The 25,521-nt window shown below is 58.8% G+C and carries 22 protein-coding genes; 16 read left to right on the top strand and 6 right to left on the bottom strand.

Going from position 1 to position 25,521, the window contains the following annotated elements; genetic code table 11:
- The first annotated feature begins 88 nt into the window (after window positions 1–88).
- A complete protein-coding gene (locus T8T98_RS08425) occupies window positions 89–2,062 on the top strand; it encodes a ParB/RepB/Spo0J family partition protein (RefSeq protein WP_322295528.1) in 1,974 nt (657 codons plus the stop codon).
- A 184-nt stretch (window positions 2,063–2,246) separates the two neighbouring features.
- Here T8T98_RS08425 and T8T98_RS08420 read toward each other — a convergent pair whose 3' ends face one another.
- Window positions 2,247–2,729, bottom strand: a complete 483-nt coding sequence (locus T8T98_RS08420) for a hypothetical protein (RefSeq protein WP_322295527.1) — start codon at window positions 2,727–2,729, stop codon at window positions 2,247–2,249.
- Window positions 2,729–4,210 carry a chymotrypsin family serine protease gene (locus T8T98_RS08415; RefSeq protein WP_322295526.1) on the bottom strand — a complete coding sequence of 494 codons (1,482 nt, stop codon included), beginning with the start codon at window positions 4,208–4,210 and terminating at the stop codon, window positions 2,729–2,731. Before T8T98_RS08415 ends, T8T98_RS08420 begins: the two co-directional genes overlap by 1 nt.
- A 461-nt stretch (window positions 4,211–4,671) precedes the next feature.
- Here T8T98_RS08415 and T8T98_RS08410 point away from each other — a divergent pair, with 461 nt between their 5' ends.
- The 5 genes from T8T98_RS08410 to T8T98_RS08390 all read left to right on the top strand — a co-directional run bounded on the left by T8T98_RS08410 (window position 4,672) and on the right by T8T98_RS08390 (window position 8,214).
- A complete protein-coding gene (locus T8T98_RS08410) occupies window positions 4,672–5,601 on the top strand; it encodes a zincin-like metallopeptidase domain-containing protein (RefSeq protein WP_322295525.1) in 930 nt (309 codons plus the stop codon).
- Window positions 5,602–5,612: 11 nt separating this feature from the next.
- Entirely contained in the window at window positions 5,613–6,053 is a 441-nt protein-coding gene (locus tag T8T98_RS08405; RefSeq protein WP_322295524.1) for a hypothetical protein, read from the top strand.
- 219 nt (window positions 6,054–6,272) lie between these two features.
- Window positions 6,273–7,208 carry a DUF2493 domain-containing protein gene (locus T8T98_RS08400; RefSeq protein ID WP_322295523.1) on the top strand — a complete coding sequence of 312 codons (936 nt, stop codon included), beginning with the start codon at window positions 6,273–6,275 and terminating at the stop codon, window positions 7,206–7,208.
- 70 nt (window positions 7,209–7,278) lie between these two features.
- Window positions 7,279–7,548: a hypothetical protein gene (locus T8T98_RS08395; protein WP_212451793.1), complete on the top strand. Its 270-nt coding sequence runs from the start codon at window positions 7,279–7,281 to the stop codon at window positions 7,546–7,548.
- A 267-nt stretch (window positions 7,549–7,815) separates the two neighbouring features.
- A complete protein-coding gene (locus T8T98_RS08390) occupies window positions 7,816–8,214 on the top strand; it encodes a single-stranded DNA-binding protein (RefSeq protein WP_322295522.1) in 399 nt (132 codons plus the stop codon).
- Between the two features lie 65 nt (window positions 8,215–8,279).
- On the opposite strand, the gene T8T98_RS08385 is transcribed toward T8T98_RS08390, so the two are convergent.
- Window positions 8,280–8,546 (bottom strand): DUF6437 family protein, encoded by a 267-nt coding sequence (locus T8T98_RS08385; protein WP_322295521.1) that lies wholly within the window; start codon window positions 8,544–8,546, stop codon window positions 8,280–8,282.
- A gap of 343 nt (window positions 8,547–8,889) precedes the next feature.
- Here T8T98_RS08385 and T8T98_RS08380 point away from each other — a divergent pair, with 343 nt between their 5' ends.
- The 4 genes from T8T98_RS08380 (at window position 8,890) to mobF (ending at window position 15,411) form a co-directional block, all read left to right on the top strand.
- Window positions 8,890–9,111: a hypothetical protein gene (locus T8T98_RS08380; protein ID WP_322295520.1), complete on the top strand. Its 222-nt coding sequence runs from the start codon at window positions 8,890–8,892 to the stop codon at window positions 9,109–9,111.
- A gap of 680 nt (window positions 9,112–9,791) precedes the next feature.
- On the top strand, window positions 9,792–10,121 hold the full coding sequence (locus tag T8T98_RS08375; RefSeq protein WP_152434326.1) for a hypothetical protein: 330 nt from the start codon (window positions 9,792–9,794) through the stop codon (window positions 10,119–10,121).
- On the top strand, window positions 10,111–12,450 hold the full coding sequence (locus T8T98_RS08370; protein ID WP_322295519.1) for a type IV secretion system DNA-binding domain-containing protein: 2,340 nt from the start codon (window positions 10,111–10,113) through the stop codon (window positions 12,448–12,450). Before T8T98_RS08375 ends, T8T98_RS08370 begins: the two co-directional genes overlap by 11 nt.
- Before the next feature lie 48 nt (window positions 12,451–12,498).
- Window positions 12,499–15,411, top strand: a complete 2,913-nt coding sequence (gene mobF, locus T8T98_RS08365) for a MobF family relaxase (protein ID WP_322295518.1) — start codon at window positions 12,499–12,501, stop codon at window positions 15,409–15,411.
- 93 nt (window positions 15,412–15,504) lie between these two features.
- Here mobF and T8T98_RS08360 read toward each other — a convergent pair whose 3' ends face one another.
- Together T8T98_RS08360 and T8T98_RS08355 are read right to left on the bottom strand one after the other, a co-directional pair.
- Complete coding sequence (locus T8T98_RS08360) at window positions 15,505–16,719, bottom strand: type II toxin-antitoxin system HipA family toxin (protein WP_224800992.1); 1,215 nt, start codon at window positions 16,717–16,719, stop codon at window positions 15,505–15,507.
- Window positions 16,716–17,339, bottom strand: a complete 624-nt coding sequence (locus T8T98_RS08355; protein ID WP_224800993.1) for a helix-turn-helix domain-containing protein — start codon at window positions 17,337–17,339, stop codon at window positions 16,716–16,718. The genes T8T98_RS08360 and T8T98_RS08355 overlap by 4 nt, the downstream gene beginning before the upstream one ends.
- Before the next feature lie 445 nt (window positions 17,340–17,784).
- On the opposite strand from T8T98_RS08355, the gene T8T98_RS08350 reads away from it, so the two are divergent.
- The 5 genes from T8T98_RS08350 to T8T98_RS08330 are packed head-to-tail and all read left to right on the top strand — an operon-like array spanning window position 17,785 to window position 23,071.
- Window positions 17,785–18,564, top strand: a complete 780-nt coding sequence (locus T8T98_RS08350; RefSeq protein ID WP_322295517.1) for a hypothetical protein — start codon at window positions 17,785–17,787, stop codon at window positions 18,562–18,564.
- Window positions 18,565–18,604: 40 nt separating this feature from the next.
- Window positions 18,605–19,555: a patatin-like phospholipase family protein gene (locus T8T98_RS08345; protein ID WP_322295516.1), complete on the top strand. Its 951-nt coding sequence runs from the start codon at window positions 18,605–18,607 to the stop codon at window positions 19,553–19,555.
- Entirely contained in the window at window positions 19,556–20,446 is an 891-nt protein-coding gene (locus T8T98_RS08340; RefSeq protein WP_224800996.1) for a nucleotidyltransferase domain-containing protein, read from the top strand.
- Window positions 20,447–20,451: 5 nt separating this feature from the next.
- Entirely contained in the window at window positions 20,452–22,188 is a 1,737-nt protein-coding gene (locus T8T98_RS08335) for a hypothetical protein (RefSeq protein WP_322295515.1), read from the top strand.
- A gap of 34 nt (window positions 22,189–22,222) precedes the next feature.
- Window positions 22,223–23,071 carry a hypothetical protein gene (locus T8T98_RS08330; protein WP_322295514.1) on the top strand — a complete coding sequence of 283 codons (849 nt, stop codon included), beginning with the start codon at window positions 22,223–22,225 and terminating at the stop codon, window positions 23,069–23,071.
- A 181-nt stretch (window positions 23,072–23,252) separates the two neighbouring features.
- Here the strand turns inward: T8T98_RS08330 and T8T98_RS08325 are convergent, their stop codons facing one another.
- The gene (locus T8T98_RS08325; protein WP_322295513.1) at window positions 23,253–25,070 is read right to left on the bottom strand and encodes a restriction endonuclease; all 1,818 of its coding nucleotides are present in this window, start codon (window positions 25,068–25,070) and stop codon (window positions 23,253–23,255) included.
- 71 nt (window positions 25,071–25,141) lie between these two features.
- Between T8T98_RS08325 and T8T98_RS08320 the strand changes: the two genes are divergently transcribed.
- A complete protein-coding gene (locus tag T8T98_RS08320; RefSeq protein ID WP_081432280.1) occupies window positions 25,142–25,354 on the top strand; it encodes a DUF3892 domain-containing protein in 213 nt (70 codons plus the stop codon).
- Window positions 25,355–25,521: the final 167 nt, after the last annotated feature.

Below are 25,521 nucleotides of genomic sequence, written 5' to 3'. Positions count from 1 at the left end.
CAATCTCAGAACGAGAGTGGAGGGAGCCCTTTGGGCTTGTGGGCCTCGTGATCCTCACCTGCGCCTTCATTCCATCAGGAGAACACCCATGATCCAGTCGATTCCCTTGAAGAAGCTCGTCCCGAGCCCGCTCAACGTTCGCAAGGCGAGCGACGTGCTGGCCGACCTCCAGCTGCGGGCAGACATCGCTGCGCGCGGCCTGTTGCAGAACCTTGTCGTGCGCAAAGGAAAGCGCGGCAAGTTCGAAGTCGAGGCCGGCGGTCGCCGTCTCGCCGCGCTGCAGGCGTTGGCCGGAGAGGGCACCTTGCCCGAAAACCACGAGGTTACCTGCCTCGTCATCGAAGGCGAGGAAAGCGAAGTGCGCGAGGCCAGCCTTGCCGAGAACTTCCAGCGTCTCGCGATGAACCCCGCCGACGAGGCGCAGGCCTTCGCTTCTATCATCGAGGCAGGGGCTACCCCCGAAGACGTGGCGCGCCGCTTCGGCCTCACCGTCCGGTTCGTCGAAGGACGTCTGCGCCTAGCCTCTCTCGCGCCTTGCGTCTTCGAAGCGCTCGCCGAAGGCACGATCACGCTCGATATGGCCAAGGCCTACGGCGCTATCTCCGACGTGGAGCGCCAAGCTAATGTCTATGCCGAGCTGCAGGACGCCTGGTACCAAATCACGCCCGACACGATCCGCCGCATGGTGCTCGACGCAACCGTTCGTGGCTCCGATCCGCGAGCGGTTCTCGTCGGACGCGATGCCTACCTCGCCGCGGGCGGCCGGATCGAACGCGAACTGTTCGACGACGATGCCAGCGAGAGCTGGATCGATATCGCGCTGCTCGAAGACCTCGCGCACAAGGCCATGGAAGAAGCCGCAGAAAAGGCCGCGCTCGGATATGGCCTTGCCTGGGTGCGCCCGACCCTTGGCAACTATGTCAGCCACGACCTTGTTGAAGGTCTCGGTCGCTTGCCCTGCGAGCCTGCGCCGATGACCGAACAGGAAGCTCAGGAACTCGGCGAGCTCGAGGCCGACTACGACCGCGTCGCCGCTGTGCTCGAAGACGAGGACAGCGACGAGGACGAGGTCGCCAAGGCCGAGAAGGAACTAGTGGTGATCGACCGTGCCATGCGCGTGCTCAATGACCGGCCGCCGGTACTCGCCGACGAACTGAAACCGGAGGCCGGCGCCTTCCTCGTCCTCTCGCGCAATGGCGAGCCGACCCTGGTCCCGCAGTTCTACACCGAGACCGAGGTCATCGCTGACGAAGGCGTGGTCGAGGCCATTGAAGAGAGCGGTGCGGCTAAGCTCAAGGGGAGCTCGCTTTCCCAGCGCCTGCTCGACGAACTCGCAATGCAGCGCCGCGACATCCTGGCAATCCATCTCGCCAACGACCCGGCACTAGCGCTCGACTTTATGGTCTTCACGCTCGCCGATGCCGATGGGCACGACTGGCGCGCCAAGAAAGCGTCGACCCTCGTTGGCTCGGTCGCGTCCGGGCCTATCGCTGGGTTCGAGGCGAAGGATGCGCCGGCGAGTGCCGCGCTTGCCGAGTTCGCCGGGTCGCTCGATGAAAGCTGGCGTGCGGGTGAAAGCGATGTCGAGCGGTTCGCGAAATTCCGAGCGCTTTCCGACGAGGCGCGCTCAGCATGGCTTGGCCATGTCGTCTCGCGCACTCTGGTTGCCAGCCTTGCCTGCGAAGGCGAACGATCGGTGCCGATGCACGAGGCACTCGGCTCGCTCCTCGAAATCGAGACCGCGCATTGGTGGCGTCCCACGGCGAACAACTACTTCGACCGGGTGGCTAAGGCGCGCACGCTCGAAGCGCTCGACGCCGCCGGCGGTCCCGAACTCGTCAGTCGTTATGCCGCATCGAAGAAGGCTGAGCTTGCGAGCGCTGCCGAACGCATCTTCTCGGGCAACTTCATTGGCGAGCCCGAGGTCAAGGAACGGGCGCTGGCTTGGGTTCCGACGATCATGTGTTTCGCCGGTGCCGAGCAAGTCGCACCGATTGCCGCCGACGGCGAAGAGTCGGTCAGCGAAGACACCGCTGGTGAAATTGCCGAGCAGGCTGCCTGACCCCTCCTGACAGGTCCATGCCACTCGGTGGGCGGTCCGTCCCTCTCGGGATGGGCCGCCTTTTCCATGTCAAATTCTGGACCGTTTGTAGTTTGCCGGCTTCTGTCAGAAAGTAGTGGCAAGCTGCCTTGGGCGGCTGTCAGGTCAGCCCGCTGGTGTTAAGCAACTGGTCCGAACGACGGGATCAGGACTTGCCCTTCAAGGCGCCTGCGGGCGTTGGTGGCGCGGGAGCAATGTTTTCAGTGTCAGGCCGCTCGATCATTGGTACGAACAGCGCGTTTTTGGGGCATCTGCTTCCTTCGGGTAAATTCACGAAGCTTCCCGCTGTTGCTCTCGGAAAGTAGAGATCTTCACCGTAATCCACGGTCAGGCCAAATGCCTGCAATCTATCGCTCCCTACAACCAGCCGATCTGATCCGCCCCGGAACACTGGCGTGAAGTGCTCGCTACCGACCGTCAATACCAAACAGCGGCCGTCAAGTCGTAAGATGCCAGCAGTGCCACCCATTCCGGCCGACGTAGTGCCTTCCGGCGGATCGACGACATACAGGTTCTCAACAATCTGATTGTCTACCGGATCGGATAGCACCCTATTTTCTTCCATCCCACCTGGTTGGCATGCTGCGACTGATACGGCCAGCAGAATCGAGGCGAACCCTTTAGTCATCAGTTCACCGCCACCGCACCGGTCGTTGTCAGAATCGTGCCAGCAGCATGATCGTTAATACGGTCAATCGGCATATAATATGCGGGGCAACTCTGGTCGCCCGGCATGACACAAGGTCGATCATATCCGTCTCCACGATCGCGCACGGATCCTATGAGAACGATCCCCGCCGCCTTCACCTGATAATAACCTGCTGTCGAATTCCACACAGGTTCGGTGACCGCCGGCCCGCCGCTGTCCCCACCGTTTGCCAAGACCATGTAGTCCTGACCCTCGACTTTCACGTATCCGTAGTATTGCCGCGTGGAGCCATCGTCCAATACTTCGACGGCGGTGGTCGAAGACGCTGTGATAAGGCCACAGGTAATTCCGGTGGTCTGGCCGCCGAGGCATCGTGTCTGACCGGCGGCATGGTTGTAATTCTGCGTGTTAGCCGAAGACCCAAGCACCGCTCCGGTGACCTGCGAGTAGCCGCCCTCAATCGGATAATTCGGGTTTACGTTTGCCCAACTCTTGTATTCCCAGCCACTCAGCGTTTTCTGATAATAGTTCCCGCCTCGATTGTTCCAAAACCAGACATATGGACCAGGCTTAATTGTTCCAGTCCGCACCTGGCGATAATCATAGGATCGACCCGAATTGTTGAAAACGAACCGGTCAACCTCCGCAGGTGTGACCAGCGCCACGGTGTGTCCGTCAGGATATTTGTATGCAGCATTGCCTTGGCAATGCCCCGAGCTAGCGGTCAGCATCCCATCCTGCCCGCTGCCCGTTCGGATCGAAAACGCATACGTGCAGGTCGGGGTGCCCGTGCCCGGAGCGGGAAAGAACTGCCAACCGCCGTAAAATACATCGCCTGATCGTGCGCCAGTCTGCACAGTTTGAGGCTTACCTCCCGGAACGAACCGGACGACCGATCTTAAATCCGTTGGGAGTGCGGGCATGAGTTTCTGCCCGGCGGTTTCGGTAGCACTGATTTCGAACTTGTCTGTGCGAAAGTCATAGCCCACCGTTCCGGGCAACTTCATATTCGCGAGGGTATCGGCAATCCGCCTGTTCAGTACATCGAGTTCGCTGACGGTATATTTGCTTCGCTTGACCGCTACATAGCGCCGCAATTCCTGCGCCACCATCTTCTGCGCATCACCAACCGGTACATCGCGCGCAATTACGTAAGTGACCCTATAGTTCGGCTCATGGTCGATGAACACACTGACGAAATCATCGCCGAACGCCTCTACAAAAGAAGCAGTACTCTCGGTAATCTTTTCGTCTAGCGCAAGTCTTTGCCTAGCCTCAAGCTCCGAGAGGCCGAAGCGCTTCGCCAGATAACCAGCTCCGGGTGCCTTTTGAGACTTGGATACTTCGACGGGAGCCGAATCCGCTGCCGGAATCTCCGGTGGCCCGGGAGGTTGTTGTGCAAGGAGACTCGGACCCGCGAGTGCAGTTCCAAGAACAAGAAGGCTCTTGAAAATTTTCATGCCAGACGTCCCATGTTTGCGTAGTGGCAACCGTATTGGTCGCGGCATTCAACTCAAATGAACGTAAATTCTCCATTACGGTTCCATGCTTTGGGGTAGTCGGGTGACGTCTGAAAAAGTTCGGTATCGTAGAGTCGGCGGGATAAGCATGGAATTCGCTCGCACATCCTTGGCAGACTTTGCCTAAATATTTCCCGCATCCATCAAACTCGGAAGTGATATCGATAAATTTGGCTGCGTGTCTGCCATCGGTGCAACGGTTGGCGCGACATTAGGGTTTCGAGGGTTTGGTTGAGAGCGCAAATTTGCCACTCTAAGGGAGCGGCAGCTTTCGGGGAAATTGCCAGTGGACGCGAACGGCTGAGTACAGGGCGCCAAGCGGCCAACAGGAAACGAGAGGGGAGGGAGCTTTGCTCTTCCTGAGCCGGGGCATGCCCGTCCCGGCGATCAGGAGAGCTCCCATGACCAAGTATCGCCGCACTGCTTCGACCTCGCCAGCTGAGCGCATCACTGCCGCCATTATCGAAAAGCTTGAAGAAGGCACCAAGCCTTGGGTCAAGCCGTGGCGCGGTGTGTCAGTCTCGCGACCCTTGCGCTCCTGCGGAACGCCCTATCGCGGAATGAATACCTTCTGGCTATGGATGGTGGCCGATGGCTGCGGCTACGCCTCGCCATACTGGATGACCTATCCCCAGTGTCAGGCGCTCGGCGGACAGGTCCGCAAGGGCGAAAAATCGACGATCGCGATCTTCTACAAGAGCTACACCAAGGAGGTCGAGACCGCAGACGGCGCAGCGGACACCGAGAACCGGCGCGTGCTCAAGGCCTATGCCGTGTTCAACGCGGATCAGTGCGATGGCCTTGCTGCATTCTACCATCCCAAGCCACTCGTTGCCGCGCTTGAACCCGAAGGCCGCGAAGCCCGGCTCGATGCCTTTTTCGGTCAAGTGGGCGCCAACCTGCGCCATCAGGGCGCGCAGGCCTACTACGAGCCGCTGCGCGACCGCGTGACCATGCCGCCAGCAGAACTTTTCGAAGCCTACGACCACTACTACGCTACACTCGCACATGAACTGTCGCACTGGACGGGGCATTCCTCGCGGCTCGGTCGCGATCTCAAGAACCGTTTCGGCAGCGACGCCTATGCTGCCGAGGAACTGATCGCCGAACTTTCGTCGGCAATCCTCGGCGCTGAACTGGGTCTTCCGGTCACCCACCTCGATCATCATGCCAGCTACATCGCCTCCTGGCTAAAGATCCTCAAATCGGACGAGCGCGCGATCCTCACTGCTGCGGCCAAGGCCGAGGAAGCGGCAAGCCTGCTGCTCAAACTGGGTGGTTGCCAATCCCACGAAAGCAAGCCCGACATCAATCTCGCTGATGCAGCCTGAGGAGCAGAGAGATGGGACGTTCAGTCAGCTATCCGACCGGCTCCGTAGTGGCCTTTCGCCTGCTTGATGAGGGCGAAAACGAAGATGTCGACTGGGTCTACGAGTGCCTCGTCGACGAGGTCATCGATACCGCGAAAGCGGCCTTTCCTTCCTTCGAGCGCTTCGACGGATGGCGCGGGCGCGAGGATCGCATTCTCCTGCGAAACGCCTTCGCTGATTGCGGCGTTTCGACTTATTGCGGGCTCGCGGCGATCTGGCTCGCCGAACGCGACGATGCCCGGTACTGGGAGGCCGATTTCTACAACCCACGAGCGGCGAGGGCACGGCACTGGCTCGACCAGGTGTCGGCAAGGTTCATCGAATTGTTCGGTGAGCTGCGCATGGTCGGGCGGTTCTCGAATGGCGAAGCGATCTTCGAGCGCTCCCGATCCACCTGCGACACCGGGTCCTGATCCTGCCTCATCCCTCTCCGCCGGGAGAGGCCCTTGGGCCGGTCAGGGCGCGCCGCAACCTGCGGCCCGTCGGCCCGTGTTGCCCGCGCCAGCCTAGGGCCGCAGGTTTCCCGCTGCGCGGTGCGTCACGCCCCTTTTACCGGCCCTGATCGGGCTCCGGCGGACAGGGCCGAGGCAATGGTGCCTCCTTTCCTTGTTCCCGCGATCAGGAGACACCCCATGTACGACAGCTTCATCGACCAGTTGAGCGGCCTTGACCTTTCAGGCCTCAGCATCAGGCCGGCGCGATTCAGCGAAACCGACTTTCCCTGCGAGGACGCGATCGAGCAGACGCTTGGCGCCGTATGGTCCGACCTCTTCGCGATGTTTTCCGACACGGCCCTGGAAGCTGACGCCGAGGACATTGACTGGGGCGTGGTCAATCTCTTTCACCGTGCAGCCAGCCGCAAGTCGGCTCAACTTGATCGGGCCAGCGGCGAGATCCGGGTCCTCCTCGCATCAGCCGACGGGTCCGAAGTGCATTCGAGCAATCTTGAAGAGCAGGTTGAGCGCGCGCAGGCTGCCGAAGCGAGCATGCTGGCCTTCGAGCAGATGCGTGAGGCTGCTGCAGCACTTTATCGCGACGAGACCGGTTCCTCTTGGAAGCCCGTTTCCGGCTCGCGGACCAGCCATTCGCGCCACCTTACCTCGGCTGTGATCGATGCCCGCGATTTCCTTCGCGCACGTGCTGAGAACCGGCGCCACGCCCTGATCCCGGAAGGAACTCCAATCGTCTTTGCCGGTGGTCGCCAGAGCTTCGAAAGCGCTGAGGACGCGCGCGTTTATGCCGACAATATCTGGGCAACGCTGGACAAGGTTCGCGATGCGGTTCCCGATCTCTTCCTGGTCCATGGCGGCGACGGCAAGGGTGCCGATCGCCTGGCCGCCAGCTGGGCCGAACGCCGCGAAGTCCAGCAGCTGACTTATTCGCTCGATCGTCGTCTCGGTGCCCGCGCCGGGTTCAAGCGCAACGAGCAGATGCTTTCGCTGGGTCCGCGTTATGTCGTCGCCTTTCCGGGCAATGGCGTGACCGAACGGCTCGTCATCGATGCCAAGGCACGCCGGATCACCGTGGTCGATCGTCGCGGCCCCTTGGGCACATCTCCCGGGTCCTGAGGGGCCCTTGATCATCTGCATCTGAATTGCCTGGATGTGCATTCGGCGCCGACCCGACTATGGACCGGTCATGCAACTTGACGATCTGCTGCAGCGCTACTTTGCCACCACCGACCTCTCCGGGGTTTCTCCCGATACCTTTGCAGCCGGCATTGAGCATTGCCGGGTCGATCTCGGCCTTGAGGACGACCGGGGCAAGCGCTTTGCACTGTGGTCGTTCTTGCACATGTTTGGGTCTGCCCCCGATCTCGACGTTGCGTTCGAAAACGAGGAAGACCGGGAAGCAGCCCGCAACTTCATGGATCTTCTGGCGGCATCGGAAGGCGATGGAGCAGGCTGATTGCAGCAGGGTATTGGCACCTTCAGGCCCGCACCCGATACCCATCCGGCTTTCTTCGCGAACAGTCCTGAACCAGGTCAGCTGAGGACAGCAACCCGTTCCTTGCCGGCCGTGTTAGCAGCTGCGCTGCCTGCCCGCACCACCCGTCATGAACAGGTTCCCCTTCGGCCCTTCAGGCCTGCGGTGCAGTCCTCCCATGTCCTGCTTCTTCTGGATGTTCGCAAGCCGGAGATGGTCTCCGGTTTGAGGAACCGAAGGAATACACCCATGACCAATATTGCAATCCTCACTGGCCGCATCGCTCGCGATCCCGACACCCGCGAGACCAAGGGCGGCACCAATGTTACTGGGATCACCGTCGTCACCGATCGACCGCTGCGCGACAAGGACGGCAAGACCTACAAGGACGAGAACGGCTACACCGCCAAGGAAAGCGAGTTTCACCGGGTGACCTGCTTCAACGGCCTTGCCAAGACCGTCGGGCAGTACTGCTCCAAGGGCCAGCTGGTTTCAGTCCAGGGCCGCATCCACTATACCCAGTGGGAAGATAAGGACGGGGTTACCCGCTACGGCACCGAAATCCTCGCGGACAAGGTCGATTTCCTCTCCCGCGGCAGTGGTTCGAGCGACGACAACGAGAACACCGACGCTCCCGAGATCGACTGAACTCTCCCGTCGGTCTCCCTCCCGAAGGGGTCCTGTCTTAGCGGACAGGACCCCTTTTGTTTTTCCTACTCTTCCGATGACTGTTCGGTGCGAGAAGACGATCGAGCCGGTGGAACCAGCTTCAGTAGAGACGCCTCTTCGCCGAGCTTTCCAAGTTCTCCGGCAACTCTTGCGAGCGCCTTCTTCGAGAAGGTCTCAAGTCCTGTTCCCAATATGATGCGGCCCAGTTCTAGGGCGGCTTGCTCCTCAAGTTGTTTCTGGCGCTCGGCAAGTGCCAGCCGGTCGGCCTCGAGTTTCCGGAGTGCTGCGACAGCGCTTCGTTTGGTTGGCATCGGGGTTCCTTTCCTGCACCCCTCGGTGGATCCTCCCTTCGATCAACATGCACCCGGGCACAGCCTGTAGGAAAGTCCAATCGCGCGGGTCGTCCCTTGCACTCCATAACGGAGCGGGGAAGGGGGCTGGCTCACCGAGTTCCAAGGGTGATGGGCATAGGGCCGGCGCGTCAAGGACGGCGGGGCCCCACCATTTTGCCTCCCCTGCGCTTTGCTCCGGTCCGACAAAATCGTTGCCCCCACCGCCGCTTCGCGGTCGCCCTCGGGGCGATCCCTGACCCGCCGGCCCCATGCCCCTCCGCCTGTTTCCTGTCGTCTCAGCGACAGGTTTCAGGAGGATATCATGACTGCACTCAGCACCTTGGACACGAACGCGCACAGCTATTTCGAAGCGCTTGCAGTTGCCGAAAGGCGCGCCCTGCACAGTTTCTTCGACCAGCACGTGGTGGAAGATGAAGACCTGGGCTACTTCGCCCTGGACGAGGGTGACTACAACGCACTGCCTGCGCATCTCGCCAGCCGCGTGGTGCACACGGTCCATGGAGCCATGCTCGACGAATACTGACGACCAAACGAGGGCAGGAGCCGGTGACGGTTCCTGCCCTTTTTTCGTGTTCGCTGGCACTGGAGCGGGGCGAAAAGCGGAACGGGGCTGGGGTCGCGCTCGGTCCCGCCCCGCCTTCGGCGGTGCTCCTGCGGGCGCGGCCTTCTTGTTCTGGGCCCCGCACGCACTCCCGAACGACAGCGGGTCGGACCGGCGCGGTGCCGCGGGAACCGACAGACCCCGGTCCCGGGCACCGCACGCGCTCCTTTGCCGCAGCCTTTGCGGGGGTGCGGACCTTGTGCGTGGTATTCATTCAAACGCAGATCAGGCTCAATTACGTTCGCGAACTGGATGCTCGCGCCTCCGAGGGCTCAGTTGGAAAATGCCTTCGAGAAAGGAGCGACCATGATCACTGGATTTCGCCGCGCAATGGGGAACAGAATTGGCACACCGTACGCAGCGGGTGCTGCAATGGAAGGCATTAAAATGCTTCGCGAATTCACGAAATCTCGCCGATGTCATCTTCTGTGCCGGATGCGGTCCAGTTGCTCGCTCGTCCGTGCCGAGTCGGCACAGATCCATCTAGCCTCCTGCAATTGTTTGTGAATTTTCCGTTTTCCTACACCCCGTGCTGCGGCCTAGAGTGGCACTTGCCTTTCGAAGGGTGAGCCAGGTTCTTTGAACACAAGGAACTTGGAAAAATGCAAAGACACCACCGGTTTGTGACCTATGTCACGCCCCTGATCGCCGAATGGATCAGGAAACAAGCAGACGAGCGCAGGGTCAGCGCGAGTATCGTTGTTTGCGATTGCATCTTCGATGCCTGGCAGCGCGCGACCGAAGCTGACCTGAGGACTCCGGCGACCGATCCGGTCCGCCAGAACATCTTCATCACGGTCGCATTGGATGCGCTGCTTACGCATCATCCCGACACTACCTTGCGTGATAAAACCGTCGCTGCCTACCAGCGCCGGCTGGAGCGCCTCGGTATCGTTGCACCCCGACCCATGGGAGGCGACGATGAAGCATAATCTCGTCAACTTCACCCGCGGCAGCCAGCTCCTCGGGCATTTCGGCTTCATGTTTGCGGCGGGCCTCAAAGGGCCCCTGATCGTGACACTCTTGGTCGTTCTCGGGCTGGTCTATTGGGACGTAAGCAGCGCGCTAGATGACTATCAGGTCTACCTCCTGTGGATGCATGCCTATGCCTCTGGCTATGCCTTCATGGAGTTCGATCCAGACAAGCTTGTGAACCTCAAGCTGGCCGATGGGAGCCTCGTCGCATTTCCCATTTCCGTGGTGACCGATTACCCGCCGATGCGCGAAGCGGTCGCGCTTTTCCAGAGCGCGGTCATCAGCGCTTTGTGGCTTGCAGGGTTCATTCTTGCGCCGCTCTTCGCGCTTTTCTGGTGGGTTGCCGAACGCTTCGGCGAGAAGTCGAAACAGAAGAAGCATGTGCGCGGGGCGGAGCTTGCTACCTTGCGTGGACTTGACCGGGAGATCGCCGCGCACAACCGCAATGCCCGTGCCCGCGAGTATGGCGATGCGTTGGGCTGGCGCTGGCGTCTGGCCGGGTCGGCTTCGCTGCGGGATGCGGGCTTCTATTCTCCCGCGCATCTGGCAGGGGTCAGCTGGCCCTGGCGCCTCGAGCAGAGTCACGCGATGCTTGTTGGCACAACCGGGACAGGCAAGACCGTTGTCCTGACCGAGCTTACCAGGGAGATCCGTGAACGGGGCGAACGTGCGGTCATTTTCGATCTTACCGGGGCCTTTGTCGAAACCTTCTACGATCCCAAACGCGACATCATTCTAAACCCGCTCGACGCGCGTTGCCCCGCCTGGAGCGTGTTCAACGATTGCTCCACGCGTGCCGAATTCCATGCCGCGGCGGAGTCGCTCGTCCCGCACGATGGGGGCGGCGCCGAACAGTTCTGGGTGCTCGCCGCGCGCACGCTGTTCGTCGAGACCTGTCTCAAGCTCGCCGAAGCAGGGCGAGGCACCAACGCCGCGCTGGCCCACGAACTCATGAACGCCGATCTCTCCGATCTGCACCGCCTCGTCGAAGATACCATGGCCGGTCCCATCAGCACGCCGAGCGCGGCGCGCATGGCGGAATCGGTGCGCGCAGTGTTCAATGTCAACGCCAAGGCGCTGCAGATGCTGCCCGAAGACGGGACGCCCTTTTCGGTCCGCGAGTGGGTCAACGGGGCAGGTGAACCGGGCTCTATCCTGTTTCTGTCCGCGCGCTACATCGACATGAGCGTGCTCTCGCAGCTGCTCACCCTGTGGCTCGACACCGCGATCAATACGCTGATGGCGGGCCAGCGCTCGCGGGACATCAGGCTCTGGTTCCTGATCGACGAACTGGGCGCGCTGCATCGTCTCCCTTCGCTTGAGAAGGGCCTCCAGACCGCGCGCAATTTCGGGGGCGCGATCGTCACCGGGATCCATGCCTTTGCCAAGCTCAAGGATGTCTACGGCGAGAACATGGCCATGACCCTGTCCTCGCTTGCCCGAACCAAGCTGATCCTCGGCACAGCAGATCGCGAGACCGCCACCTGGTGTTCCGATATTATCGGCCACCGCGAGGTTCGCGAGATGGAGGAAGGATACAGCTATGGCTACAACAATGCACGCGATGCGGTCAGCCTCACGCCCCGGCGCCAGGTCGTCCCGCTGCTGCTTCCCGACGAGCTGATGAAGCTCAAGAACCTTCATGGCTTCATCAAGTTTCCCGAAGGATTTCCGGCGGCACCCGTGGTTCTCGAACCGCGCAACTGGCCTCGGGTAGCCGAAGGCTTCATTCCCCGCGATATGCAGAAGCCACCGCCGCAGACCCGGCACGCTGATGATAAAGATGGAGCAGGGGGCGGTGCCGGAGCAGCCTCTGAAACAGGCGACAATGATGGTGATCCTCGCCGGATGAGGGACGCGCACGATCGCTCCGACAGCGCTGAAAAGAAAGCCGACAAGAAAGAGAAAAAGGAACCTCGCCGGACCCGTCGCAGCTACAAGGTCGAGCAGGCTCGACCGGACCAGACAAGGAAGGCTCGCGATCCGAATGCGCCAGGGAAAAGGGCCACATCACACCCTCAGCGGCCGGCTCAATCCGAACTTCCCCTGTCTTCGAAAGCTGAGGAGCACCGCGGCATGGAGCAACGGGCTGTGCCTTCCGCCAGGTCCGATATTCCCGATCCCGCAGCGCATCAGCGAGCACAGGTCGCGCGCGGCAAGGCCGACCAGAGGCTCCAGGAAGAGCAGCAGAAGTCGCTGCTTGGCGGTGCAGCGAAGCAGGGTCGCGATGCCGATCAGGGGCAGGACCATGGTCACGATTACGGGGACTTCGATCCGGATATGTGACGCTCAACCGGGGAGGGGACGAGGGCCAAGAGAAAGTGATCCCAGCCCATGCTTTCCGTCGCCAATGTCCGCTCGCCTTCGGCGGCGGCGAGCTACTTCGCCTCGGACAATTACTACGCCAGCGCCGATGCCGACCGCTCGGGCCAATGGGTCGGCGAGGGTGCAAAGCGCCTTGGTCTCGACGGCAAGGTCGAGACCGCAGTGTTCGACGAGCTGCTGCGTGGCGAGCTGCCCGACGGCAGCAGTGTCGGCAATCCCGGACAGACGCACCGCCCGGGTACAGACCTAACCTTCTCCGTCCCCAAGAGCTGGTCGCTGCTGGCACTTGTCGGGAAGGACAAGCGGATCATCGCCGCCTACCGCGAAGCCGTCCTCGAAGCTCTGGATTGGGCTGAGAAGAATGCGGCCGAGACCCGGATGGTCGAGAAAGGCAAGATCGTAACGCAGGCCACCGGAAACCTTGCGATCGGCCTGTTCCAGCACGACACCAACCGCAACCAGGAGCCGAACCTCCATTTCCATGCGGTGATCGCCAATGTCACGCAAGGCAAGGACGGGAAGTGGCGTACGCTCAAGAACGACCGGCTCTGGCAGCTCAACACCACGCTCAATTCTATCGCGATGGCGCGCTTTCGCGTCGCGGTCGAGAAGCTTGGCTATGAGCCGGGACCGACCCTCAAGCATGGCAATTTCGAGGCGCGCGGTATCACCCGCGAACAGGTCATGGCGTTCTCGAGCCGCCGCCAGGAAGTACTCGATGCACGGCGCGGTTCTGGTCTTGAAGCGGGCCGCATTGCCGCGCTCGATACGCGCGCGAGCAAGGACGGGATCGAGGACCGCGAGGCCCTCGGCATGCAATGGAGCGAAACCGCGAAATCGATCGGGTTGGACCTCGCGCCCTTGGTCGAGCGGGCGCAGACCCGCACACTGAAACAGTCGATCGAAACTGGCAGGTTCGGTTCGCTTGCCGAGCGCGGGCGCGCATGGCTGGGACGTTTCGCCGCGCATGTCAGGGGCGATCCGGCCGATCCGTTCGTGCCCAAATCGGTCCTCAGGCAGGGCCGTGAGACGATCGCAGCTGCGCAGGCCGTCGCTTCGGCGGTGCGTCATCTTTCGCAGCGCGAGGCTGCCTTCGAGCGCACCGCGCTCTACAAGGCTGCGCTCGATTTCGGGTTGCCAGCGACGATTGCCGATATTGAAAGACGGACCCGCGCCTTGGTGCGCTCCGGCGACCTGATAGCGGGCAAGGGAGACCACAGGGGCTGGCTCGCCTCGCGTGACGCGGTGCTGACCGAGCAAAGGATCATGTCCGAGGTTGCCGCCGGCAAGGGTGCGAGCTCATCTGCAGTTGAGCCGGGAAGCGCTACTGATCGTGTCCAGACCGCTGCAATGGCAGGGCAGGGGTTCTGCCTCAACGAGGGCCAGCTCGGAGCGGCGAAGCTGATCCTGACGTCAGAGGATCGAACGATCGCGGTCCAGGGAATTGCCGGTGCCGGCAAGAGCAGCGTTCTGAAGCCAGTCGCCGAGGTGCTGCGCGACGAGGGCCACCCGGTCATTGGCCTCGCGATCCAGAACACGCTCGTCCAGATGCTCGAACGCGACACCGGCATCGGCTCGCAGACGCTGGCACGCTTTCTTGGTGGCTGGAACAAGCTGCTCGACGATCCCGGCAACGCGGCGCTGCGTTTGGAGGCCAAGGCGGCGCTGAAGGACCATGTGCTCGTGCTCGACGAGGCTTCGATGGTCTCGAACGAGGACAAGGAAAAGCTCGTCCGCCTTGCCAATCTTGCTGGCGTTCACCGCCTGGTCCTGATGGGGGACCGCAAGCAGCTCGGCGCAGTCGATGCGGGCAAACCCTTCGCGCTGCTGCAGCGGACGGGCATGGCGAGCGCTGAAATGGCGACCAACCTGCGCGCCCGCGATCCAGTCATCCGCGAGGCGCAGGCGGCAGCACAGGCGGGTGATGTACGCACGGCGCTGCGTCACCTGCAGCCGCACACGGTCGAGGCCAAGGGCGATGGCGCGCTGGTCGCTGCTGATACCTGGTTGGCGCTCGACAAGGACGACCGCGCGCGGACATCGATCTACGCCTCGGGCCGCGCCATCCGCTCTGCGGTCAATGCTGCCGTCCAGCAGGGACTTCTCGCCAATGGCGAGATCGGACCGGGCAAGGCCGAGCTTGGAGTGCTCGATCGCGTCAACACGACCCGCGAAGAACTGCGACATCTGTCAGCCTACCAGCCTGGTCGGGTGCTCGAGGTCTCGAGAAAGCAACAGGCCCTGGGACTGTCAGCGGGCGAGTATCGTGTCCTGGGACAGGACCGGAAGGGCAGGCAGGTCGAAGTCGCGGACAAGCGCGGCAAGCGGTTCCGGTTCGATCCCGCGCGGATCAGGGCAGGGAAGGGCGACCAGAATCTGACCTTGCATGAGCCGAGGAAGCTAGAAATCCATGAAGGCGACCGGATCCGATGGACCCGCAACGATCATCGCCGCGGCCTGTTCAATGCCGACCAGGCCAGGGTGGTTGCCATTGCCGGTGGGAAGATCACATTCGAAGCTTCCAAGGGAGACCAGGTCGAGCTCAAAAAGGACGATCCGATGCTGAAGCGGATCGATCTTGCCTATGCGCTCAACGCCCACATGGCGCAGGGTCTGACATCCGATCGCGGCATAGCCGTCATGGACAGCCGCGAGCGCAACCTGTCGAACCAGAAGACCTTCCTGGTGACGATCACGAGGCTTCGCGATCACCTGACGCTGGTTGTCGACAGTTCGGACAAGCTCGGAGCGGCCGTCGCACGCAACAAAGGCGAGAAGGCATCGGCCCTCGAGGTCACCGCACAGTTGACCCCGACAGAAAAGAAAATCGGCGAACTTGATCAGCTGAAACCGGAAGAGGCCAACAAGGCCGAAAAGGAACTCGCTCGAAGCAAGAGCAAGACACTGGATTTCGGGATTTGAAGGGCCGCTTTGCGACCCAATCTTCAGACGTGTTGGTCCGGCAGTTGGTCCAGGTGGTGCTTACGCGCGAACGATCGGATTTCGGAACCGCTCTCAGATCGCAAGAGTCTTGCGATGCCTCTCAATCGCGCTTCGCACGTCATCGGGGAAGGGCAGGTGTCCGCTTTCGTTGCTCCAGGCGTCGTCGAACTGTGCAACGACATCCTTCGCTGTCGCGGTGATCAATTTGGCAGGCAGCCTTGCCTTGTCGGCGATCGTCTCGAGTTCGTCATAGGTGTAGGATGCCCACTCGCGCGAGCTATGAAATTTGAGTGCAGCATCGTCGCCTGGGATATAGGCGAGCGTCGAAAGCAGGTCATAGGCAGGTGCCAGCAGCGCGTTGCGCCGGTCCGGATAAATCAACGACCAGTTCTTGAGATGCATGTCGCCATTGCCGATCAGCACCGAGTAGGTGAGCCGGCGGACGAATTCGATCACGCTTTGCTCGTCGGTCTCGATCGCCAGCACGCTGAGGATCTGGCGGTAGCTCGCATTCTCGTATTTATCGTCTGCAAAGACACCGAACACCTGGGCGAAGTCTTCGGTGTGTACGGGTCCCTCTTCCCCCCGGTCGAAGCGCCGGATGGCAAAAGCGGATTTTCCGTAGCGGGTGATACCTTCGGGTATGCCATCGATCTGATCGAGAGGCACAAGGTCGATGTCCGGTACGTCAATCCCGATCTTTGCCGCCAGTTTCATCGCCGCGAATTCTGCCTCGGGCACCTCCGGATGTCTCGCAGAGGGCAGCTTGACGATCCAGTTGCCGCCGCTGCCTGTGACCGGGATCGTCAGTCCGCCATTCTTGCCTTGGGCCTTGATCGCCGAGAATTTGAGTTGCACGCCGGCAAGCGAGAAGCGCAGCGCGCGCTCTGCCTGCTTCCCCGCCGCTTCTTCATCTAGCTCGTCGACCTCCGTTTCCTCGGCATCGACGGCGACGGCGCGCACTGCGCCGGGAAGATCGTGCCCTAGCTGTGCGAGAAGGTGGTACTCGCGCACGGCTTTCACGCCCGCGCGGCGAGCCAGGTAGTCGCGAAGCGTTCCTTCGGGAAGGAGGTTGGAGAAGAACGGCTCGATCTTCGTTCGATAGCTGCGTGGCTCTGCGATGATGTCCCCATTCACGTCCTTGTAGGCGAGCGACAGCGTCGGCCGATCCTGGTCGGCAAGGTAGACTTCGTCGAATGTGAAGATGCTCGCATCTCCATCGAGGCGTGCGATGGTTCCAACGCGCGTCTCACCCAGAAAGATATCGAGAGCCGCTGCGTTGATCATGTGGCGTCGTCCTCAAGCCGGTAAGCAGGCAGTCTGTGGGCACTATCTCGATCGATTGAGTGAACCTGCAGGTTTCTGACGTGCCGTAGGGCACGTGTGGATGCCGCGATCTGTTGGGCGAGTTTCTTCCTTCCCTCTTGCTGCTCGAGCGCCCAGCCGAGATCCTGGAGATGCTTTTTCAGATGAGCGACGGGCTGCAAAGCCTGCTCGATGGCTTTGAGCGTTTCGGGGGTGAAATTAACGGCCTGGATATCTTTAAGTGCGCTTTGAAGCTCATTCACCTCGGTGACGCTCGGATAGCTCTCCCGTACTCGCTCGGCGAAACGGTTGGTTTCGGCAATCGTTGCGAGCGTTCGACTGGCCTCGCTTCTTTCGCGCTGTGAGCGAACAACGCCTTCGATCGCCGGTACGGTCCTTCGAGGCACTAGCTTCAGTTCGAGGTCAAGCGCGCGCGCTATTTCGACAAGGCTGGAAATCTGTAGGTCTACATTCCCGCCTTCGATTTTGGAGATGTGGCTTTGGGGCAAACCTACCCGTTCACCCAGCTGCTTCTGGGTAAAGCTCTTTGCTGTCCGAGCCGCTTTGATGCTTGCGGCGATGTCTTCGATTGCCGTGGTCATAAATATGTTTCTGCATATGTTGATCGACGTTTATATTTTTTAGCATATACAAAGGTTTCTCAGAAAGCGACAAAAATCTGTAGCGACATATATGGCTGACTAATCATATGTCATTGCATATCATGGACGGAGATTGACGGGCATAAAGCGCGAGCAGTCGTCACTTCGCAGAACCATTTTCGGATTTTTTCTCCCGATCCTTCGATGACAGAGCTTTCGCCCAGAAATATGTCGATCAGTCAGGCAAGCCAACGGCGGCAATGCGCCCCAAACTCGGACATCCAGTCCGCATTCTTAACTGACCAAAAGCGGACGTTGGAGGCCATGGTTTGGCTAAACACTCCCCAAGCGTTGCGCAAAAAGCTCTGTTTCGGCAGTGGACTTAACTGGAAACATTGTGGCAAGCGGAATGACATTCGATTTCAGAAACCGAGCCAGAGCAAGCTTGAATAAAGCAAAGGAGCTGCTGGCATCGGGCGATACCGAGGATTTGGAGTTCGCCGCGCTCAAGCTGCGCAAGGCAATGGAAGCTTTGACCTACGAGCGGTCCAAGATCTATGCCGATGATCTTGGGCCCAAATCGATGATGACCTGGCAACCCAAGAAGCTCATGGATCGGATGCTGGAGGTCGATCCTTATGCTGACAAAGCCGCTCGGATATCCATAGGCCGCGAACCGACTCCGGGAGAAACACCAGAATTCATGAGACTGCTGGGAACGGACAACGTTCTCGACATGCAAACGCTCAAAAAGCACTACGATGCGCTCGGCGCATATCTACATACCGAAACCCTCGACCAGATCCATAACGGAAAAGCTCACGACCTTACAAAACTGCGAAAACGATGCGATGCCATCGTTGAAGCAGTCGAGGTCGTTCTCAGCTCGCGAATTTGGAATTCCTCGATGGCAAATCGCGGGCAAATCGAATGCCATGAATGCGGCTCCATCATTCGCCGACGATTGGGCCGGGATGGTGAGCCTCGCGTGGTGCAATGCTGGGAATGCGATGCCAGCTACACGCTGACCGACATTGGCAATCGCAAAGTGCATTTCGAGCCCCGAATGCAAGACGTGCTCTGTCCGGTTGAGGGTTGCGCCGGAAGCTTTCCGCTTTGGGAACGGGAGTTCATCGTTGGCACACGGTGGAAATGCCGCGATTGCGGCCACATGCTTCATTTGGCACCGGGAGTCGCTATAGATGAAAATATATATGATGAATAAATATTAGTATAATCACGTGTTAGATTGTGGGGCCGCATTAATGGAGCAGGGAAAGCTAGATAAATTATTGCGAGTACTGTGTCTCGATGGTGGAGGTGCGAAGGGCTTTTACACCCTCGGCGTTCTCCGGGAAATCGAAGCCATGGTCGGCTGCCGCCTGCATGAGCAGTTCGATCTTGTTTTTGGAACCAGTACAGGAGCAATCATCTCGGCTCTGATAGCGCTGGGCAAAGACGTCGACGAGATCCACAGACTCTACAAGAGCAACGTTCCCGAAATCATGAAGCACAAGGGCAGGGCTAAGAAATCGGCCGCCCTTAAGAATCTAGCCGACCAGGTGTTCGGCGATCTGGAGTTTGATAGTCTGAAAACCGGTCTCGGCATCGTCTCGGCTAAGTGGCAATCGGAACGTCCGATGATTTTCAAAGGCGATCCGGCACAGGCGCATGGACGTGCGGCGACGTTTGTTCCTGGGTTCGGCGTCAGCATAAGCGATGCCGTGCAGGCGTCGTGTTCAGCCTATCCGTTTTTCGAACGCAAGATCGTCACAACCGCTGCGGGTGACAAAATCGAATTGCTGGATGGCGGATATTGCGCCAATAATCCAACGCTCTATGCCATAGCCGATGCAACTTCGGCGCTTGATACCCCGATAGAAAACATCAGAGTCGTGAGCATCGGCGTCGGTGTATATCCGGAACCGAAACGATCTCTCTTCAGTGCCGCACGATGGGCAAAGCACCTGCTGAGTGTGCAATTGCTGCAAAAGACACTGGAGATAAACACCCAGTCGATGGACCAACTCCGCGAGATTCTGTTCAAGGATGTCCCGACCATCCGGATCAGCGATACGTTCGAGCGTCCGGAATTGGCGACGGATTTGTTCGAACACGATCTCGATAAGCTCAATACGCTTCGCCAATTGGGGGCAGAGTCCTTCGCGCAACGTGAAGCCGCGCTCTCCGAATTCTTATCGGTTGAAGGTTCCTAAATGGCCATTCCAGAAAATCAGCTCGAGACATGGTCGCATCAGGGCTCGGTCACCCAATCGAGCAGCACCTATCAGACCATCAAAGGCGTGTTGGAGGCGTCGACCGCGCCCTATTCAAGCCATCTGCACCGGAGTTTCCTGCAAGGATCCTATGGAAACAGCACGAACATCTGGGCCGATAGCGATGTCGATATCGTCATGCAGATTGATTCCGTTTTCTATCAGGATGTCGGCGAGCTGCCGCCCAGCGAACTTGAATTATACAACGCATCATTCTCTTCGGCCGATTACAACTACGCCGATTTCAAGCGGGACGTGATCGCGGTCCTTCAGGCCAAGTATGGCAATCTGGTTGTACCTGGAAAGAAGGCCGTCTTTGTCGGCGGGAATGGCAATCGACGAGACGCCGACGTCCTAATTGCTGCGCAATTCCGCAAGTACTGGCGCTTTCAGGGAATGGACGAGCAGTCTTACGCGGAGGGCCTTTGCTTCTGGGATTCTGCCGGCAACCGGATCATCAATTATCCGAAAATGCATTCTGCCAATTGCGTGGCCAAACACGGCGCTACGAACCAGCGCTTCAAGCCAACCGTACGGATTTTCAAGAATATGCGCAACCGGATGATCCAGGATGGCTACATAACCGCCGGGCTGGCTCCATCCTACTTTATCGAAGGGATGCTCTACAACGTTCCGGCCGATTGCTTCGGTTCGAACTGCGAGGACTCCGTGGTCGGCTGTATCAATTGGCTATTGGAAGCGGATAGAAGCAAGCTGGTCTGCGCAAACGAACAGTATGTCCTGCTCCATCCAACCTCGGCGGTTACGTGGCGATCGGAAGAATTTGATGCCTTCTTGAGCGCCGCCGTGCGATTCTGGAAGGAGTGGTAAGAAGCTTGAAAACGATCGATCAGTTTATGTGGGGTTATCAGGAACACTTCCGAATCCACTATGAGATTCTCACGCAAAACGTGTTCGAGGCGATCGGATTCGAAGGAAAGCCGAAGGTCTTTCTGGTCGGGCTGGCGATGTCCGATCGGGAGGTTCGGCATGAAGTGTGTGTCGAGCCCGAAACCGGTTTTCCGGATCAGGACTTCTTTTCTTCGCTTCCTAAGCGCGTCACTGAAGGCGTACCCAAGCACCCCAGTCAGCAGATGTTCTACGGCGACGAGGTAACCAACAGAGAAAAGCCTGAAAACATTCGCCGCCAAGTGATTACAGAGGAAGTTTTGAACCTTCTCGCCTCGGAGGACGAGCGTAGCGGACTGCGCAGTTTCGCATCCTTGGCCGCTCCCGTCGACAACCACTATGTCGTAACAGTTATACAAGTTCCGAAGGGCAATTTAGACGTACATCCGTTGATACCTTTTCGCTGGATGCAGGAAAACGCCGAGACGAATCTGCTTATGGAATGCGTCCGGAAAATACTTGGCCAGGCGCAGTATGAGACGTACCGGTCATGGCCGGAACCCGGACGTACTCTGGGAAGCGAGATGCAACTCGAAACCCATGAAATTGCTGTCCGTGCAGCCAAGAGTTTGATGCGCGTGCCGTTCATTGCCGGCGACATGATGAATTCCGGGCTTTTCGAGCCGCTCGAACAGGTCACCCAGCTCATGTACGAGGGGCAGGTATCAAAGGGCCGAATTGTACTGGCGGCGGCGGACGATCCCAACGTCGATTATGTTCTACGCTTTTCCAACCCCGTGTCGTTACAGCAAACGCGATGGCTGCGAAAACTGTTGCAAATGGCGACGCGTGAGACGGCCCTCATCAGCGGCTACGGAAAAGTTTACGGTCTCGGCTCCACTTCCGACATCAGCACAGAACCTTACGCCATTGATGTTGTCGATCGGCACCAGTGGGATTTTCGTCGCGGCAGCACGATCTACATGAATATGCGTGCTGGCCGCCCGACCTTGCCTAAAGAGCCCATTTCAAGCGAGCGCCTGAAAGAAAACATGACGCGCATTTTCGAGAACATCTCGGATGCCTCGGTCGCCAGAGCAAAAAACGTGATGGACATTCTTTTTCAGTTGGGCCGCGGCAGCATGATCGTCTTTGCCGATGATGCGGCGAAAGAGGCGGGGCGGTTGCAATCGCAGGGGACGAAGATCGAACCAACAGCGCTCAACAAGGAATTGCTGGAAAGAGCTACGAGCATAGATGGCACGATCATCGCCGATCCGGACGGCGTCTGCCACGCGGTCGGCATCATTCTCGATGGTAGTGCCAACGCCGAGTGTACTCCCGAACGCGGATCACGCTACAATTCTGCCGTGAGATATGTCGGCGATGGATCGCAGGGCAGAATGGCAATGGTTTTATCCGAAGATGGCACGCTCGACATAGTTCCACTGCTGCGAAAGCAAATCTACCGCGAGGAAATCGAGCGGGCGGTCATCGAGCTCGAAGTCGCCGATCTCGACACTTATCACAAGGCGAGGAACTATCTCGAAAAGCACCGCTTTTATGTGCTCGAAGATCAATGCGAACGGATCAACAAAGCTCTCGATCGCATTGAAAACGAACGGACCGAAGTCGGCAGAATAGTCTGGCACACTAAGAGATTTACCCCAAATCCGAACATGAGCGAAGACTACTTCAAGCAGTCCAAGAAAGGGAGGGAGTAGGCCAAGCTTGCCCTGCCTGGCGGGCGGAATGTAAATGATAGATGAGGATTTGAAAAGCCGCGCCCGGAACATCTTGAGAGGCCACTACAGAACGATCGATTTTGATCGACTGTTTTTGGGTCTGCGGTCGCGCGCGGCAAGCAAGCCGTGTTTCAGGGAATTGGGCGACTTCGTCGCCCATCGCGACACCCGGGAAAAAGGCTTTCTCACGCAAGTTGGCCGTGATGTCTTCATTAGTCTCGATGTCTGGAGCATGAAAATGCGGGGCATCGAACCGACCTTGTCGGACCTGTGCCGGGCTGCTGACGCCAATCTACGCCTCGCCAACGATCTGCAAATGTCTGAAGGGTGCGGGTGCAGCAAGGCCACCGCGAAACAACGACTGAAGCGCGGATTCGAAAAGTTGGAGAAGAATCGCAAACCGACCGACAAGGAACTCCGCGTCCTGGGGTATCTGGCAAATCGGTTCATCTGGCGCCCTGCATTTACCGCAGATCAGCTATTCGATGAGTTCGGCCAACTGCTCGTACAATGCGGAATAATAGATCGAGCCGAAATGGCACCGCTAGAGAACAGCAAAGTGCCGCTCACACTATATGCGTTAACGGTGATGCATGGATCAGCGATCATCCTGGAAAACGGTCAGCGATCCAATCTCTATGCCGGCTACGCTAACCGCGAAGGCAAGCTGGAAGTGAAAATGGAAATCGTCTTTACCGAACAATCCAAGCCTATCCTCTCGCCGATCTGTCTGTTCCAGACTGATTTGAAACCGGAAGATCACTGCGAAGCTGATATGTTGGATGCCGAAGCTCCCGTTCTAATAGATCACTGGAAGCGTCCCATTGAATTGAACTCCGCGAACAAGCTGGCTTGCGTCTAGAAAAAGTCAGCCGCTCAAGCATCCGTGTCCTTTGATTACCGTATTCCCCTACATTCACGATGTAGTCGACATGGCAGGTTTTTGGGCTCGGTGCCGAAAAGCAGACTGTCCGGAATCGGCCCCACAATCTGACACTGAGGCGGAACATCAAAACCATGAGGCCAGCGGCTCTAAGGCTTATTCAGTCTAGCGCCTCTCTCGCTTCAGCCAAATCGATCCGCGCGTCATATGAATGCTTGCGTAGTAGGTGCAGCAGGTTCGCTCCGTTCAGAAGAGATAGCGGTTTCGCAGTCGCGAATTTATGTGCCTCTGGACCGAAATCCGAGGTCGTCACCAGAATACCTTTGGTGGCTCCTTCATTCATGACGGTGCCATATAAGTCGCGAACCGCCGCGACACCAACGGTCCGGGTGTAACGTTTGGCCTGGATCACAATCTTGCCGCCACTAATGGGGTCGGGATCGAATGCTATCGCATCGACGCCCTCATCCCGGCTCGATTGCGTGACCTTGACTTCCCCGCCGCGCGAATTGAATTCCTTCTCGAACAACTCGCGGATCAGGTGTTCGAAGTCTTCCCAGTCCATCGCTGCCAAGTTGACCGAAGCATCGAGCGTATCGGCAATCTCGCGGCCATCGACGAAGCGGCGGTCGCATTTGTCGATCGTGATAATTGGTGGGATAGGTGCCAGCGCCGCCAAGGAAGCAGCGGAAACGCCGCTCAGCGCCTTGAAGCAGGCCTTGGGCTCGACACGGGCAAGATCAATCTTTTCGAACTCCGCTCGCGAGCACAAAACGGAGAGGATGCAGTTGCGGTTCGAGAGTCCGTTGGCGGGGTTAATGGCGGTGACGAAGCCATTGAACGCGACGTTCTCGATGTTTTGGAAATCATCTGCTTCGAGAACCTCGTGAATGCTCCGCAAGGCAATCTGGTAGATCGTGCCTTCGAAAAGATCCTTCTTAGCTCTGGCGGCCAGCGGGGTTTCTTTTAGCTCGCCGGTTGCTCGTACGAACCGGACGGACTTCACGGTCGGGAGATCGTCGGGGTTCGGCATTTCGTACTCGACCAGCAAAGTCTTGTCTTGGGATCGATAATCGAGGACGAATTCCTTCTCGATGAGGCCGTGATAGTTCGAGGCCTCCAGAACGAGAGAAGCGTGTTCCATCACCGCCTCTTCGTGTCCCTCTCGCAGGGATCCAATCAGCTCTTCAATCGCCCGGTTATGTTCTGCAACCTCTTCCTCATGCGCCGCTTTGTCCTCAGCATGTTTGGCCAGGAATGCGGACCTTTCCATCTCGTAGGCGACAATTGACTTATCGTGCGCATCCTTCCGCGCCGCTTCGCGTCGTTGCCATTCCTCCATTCGAACAGCGTGTGTCTCCTCAGCTTGCTGAATGAGGCTCGCCTTCTTGCCGAACAATGTGTCCCAGAAGGTGATCTTCGGCTCCTCGTAAGCCGGCGCATTTTCACGTTCCAGTTGCGGACGCGGTCTGTCGAATTTGTCGGAACGCCCGAAAGCATCATTCCTGCGAAGTTCGTCCCAATCTACCGTGTCGTCGATCCCGAGCGTGTGCGACAAGATATTCGAGAGCTGGTCACGTTCGAGTTCAGCCTGCACCGTGAGGCGTTCCGCTTCGGCTTTGCCGTCAGCGAACATCGTTTTCACGTTGTGCTTGTCAGTCTTCTCGTCCCATGATGCCAGAAGCGCATTCGCTTTCTCCTGCAGAATGGACAGGTCCGGAGCTCCAAGCTCGCGGTGAAGATTCAAGGTTCGATGGCGAAAGTCGATGTAGTAGCGGAGGATACGATCGCCGCGCGCGCTCCATTTGACGTTGAGATCACCCACCGAAATGTCGCTGAGATATCGGCTTTCGACTGTTATACCTGCCATGATGCCCCCTTCAATCAACTGGTATTCGCTAGCGCGGTCAAACCTGTTTTTCAGATCACGCCATTCAGAATTTAATGTCCATGTCGCGCCCTCTTGAGAAATTCTCATCGTTCGACACGGTATTGACCTTTGGTCCGCGCTACTGATTCAATATTGGAATTCTGAGAGAGGTAAAGCGGATGACAAAAATCAAAGGTAAGAATGACGGTCCCGGCGGTCGCAATGAGCACTATGACATCGGAAACCGAAAGAACGTTCCACGGCGCAACGCGGTAGCGGAGGTCAAACGCGGCGACCATCCCGGTGCGCACGTGATAAAGATCAACGGCCGCGAGTATGTGCGTGACAACCCGGACAACTCGAAAAAGGATAACGTAAATCGGGATAGGTGATCGTTGCTTGGTGTGTGTTCTACCCTGCGGCCAGCCTGCTCAATCCGATGCGTGCTCCTGACGATGGGGCGTGCGTAACTAGCTCACCCATACTCTCGTCTATGTAAGTGCCTCGCACCCTCTGGCGCACTGATCGCGCGGGTAGAACGTTCGGCGGCTTCCTGCTG

Origin of the sequence: Pelagerythrobacter marinus (assembly GCF_034375205.1) — a bacterium.
GTDB classification, from domain to species: domain Bacteria; phylum Pseudomonadota; class Alphaproteobacteria; order Sphingomonadales; family Sphingomonadaceae; genus Pelagerythrobacter; species Pelagerythrobacter marinus.
The sequence above is the reverse complement of the archived record's forward strand: the minus strand, read 5'-3'. Positions and strand labels throughout refer to the sequence as shown.

Excerpts from the sequence above, each read along its gene's own strand:
- T8T98_RS08425 (WP_322295528.1), top strand. The coding sequence starts at position 89 with ATGATCCAGTCGATTCCCTTGAAGAAGCTCGTCCCGAGCCCGCTCAAC.
- T8T98_RS08420 (WP_322295527.1), bottom strand. The coding sequence starts at position 2,729 with ATGACTAAAGGGTTCGCCTCGATTCTGCTGGCCGTATCAGTCGCAGCA.
- T8T98_RS08415 (WP_322295526.1), bottom strand. The coding sequence starts at position 4,210 with ATGAAAATTTTCAAGAGCCTTCTTGTTCTTGGAACTGCACTCGCGGGT.
- T8T98_RS08410 (WP_322295525.1), top strand. The coding sequence starts at position 4,672 with ATGACCAAGTATCGCCGCACTGCTTCGACCTCGCCAGCTGAGCGCATC.
- T8T98_RS08405 (WP_322295524.1), top strand. The coding sequence starts at position 5,613 with ATGGGACGTTCAGTCAGCTATCCGACCGGCTCCGTAGTGGCCTTTCGC.
- T8T98_RS08400 (WP_322295523.1), top strand. The coding sequence starts at position 6,273 with ATGTACGACAGCTTCATCGACCAGTTGAGCGGCCTTGACCTTTCAGGC.
- T8T98_RS08395 (WP_212451793.1), top strand. The coding sequence starts at position 7,279 with ATGCAACTTGACGATCTGCTGCAGCGCTACTTTGCCACCACCGACCTC.
- T8T98_RS08390 (WP_322295522.1), top strand. The coding sequence starts at position 7,816 with ATGACCAATATTGCAATCCTCACTGGCCGCATCGCTCGCGATCCCGAC.
- T8T98_RS08385 (WP_322295521.1), bottom strand. The coding sequence starts at position 8,546 with ATGCCAACCAAACGAAGCGCTGTCGCAGCACTCCGGAAACTCGAGGCC.
- T8T98_RS08380 (WP_322295520.1), top strand. The coding sequence starts at position 8,890 with ATGACTGCACTCAGCACCTTGGACACGAACGCGCACAGCTATTTCGAA.
- T8T98_RS08375 (WP_152434326.1), top strand. The coding sequence starts at position 9,792 with ATGCAAAGACACCACCGGTTTGTGACCTATGTCACGCCCCTGATCGCC.
- T8T98_RS08370 (WP_322295519.1), top strand. The coding sequence starts at position 10,111 with ATGAAGCATAATCTCGTCAACTTCACCCGCGGCAGCCAGCTCCTCGGG.
- mobF (WP_322295518.1), top strand. The coding sequence starts at position 12,499 with ATGCTTTCCGTCGCCAATGTCCGCTCGCCTTCGGCGGCGGCGAGCTAC.
- T8T98_RS08360 (WP_224800992.1), bottom strand. The coding sequence starts at position 16,719 with ATGATCAACGCAGCGGCTCTCGATATCTTTCTGGGTGAGACGCGCGTT.
- T8T98_RS08355 (WP_224800993.1), bottom strand. The coding sequence starts at position 17,339 with ATGACCACGGCAATCGAAGACATCGCCGCAAGCATCAAAGCGGCTCGG.
- T8T98_RS08345 (WP_322295516.1), top strand. The coding sequence starts at position 18,605 with ATGGAGCAGGGAAAGCTAGATAAATTATTGCGAGTACTGTGTCTCGAT.
- T8T98_RS08340 (WP_224800996.1), top strand. The coding sequence starts at position 19,556 with ATGGCCATTCCAGAAAATCAGCTCGAGACATGGTCGCATCAGGGCTCG.
- T8T98_RS08330 (WP_322295514.1), top strand. The coding sequence starts at position 22,223 with ATGATAGATGAGGATTTGAAAAGCCGCGCCCGGAACATCTTGAGAGGC.
- T8T98_RS08325 (WP_322295513.1), bottom strand. The coding sequence starts at position 25,070 with ATGAGAATTTCTCAAGAGGGCGCGACATGGACATTAAATTCTGAATGG.
- T8T98_RS08320 (WP_081432280.1), top strand. The coding sequence starts at position 25,142 with ATGACAAAAATCAAAGGTAAGAATGACGGTCCCGGCGGTCGCAATGAG.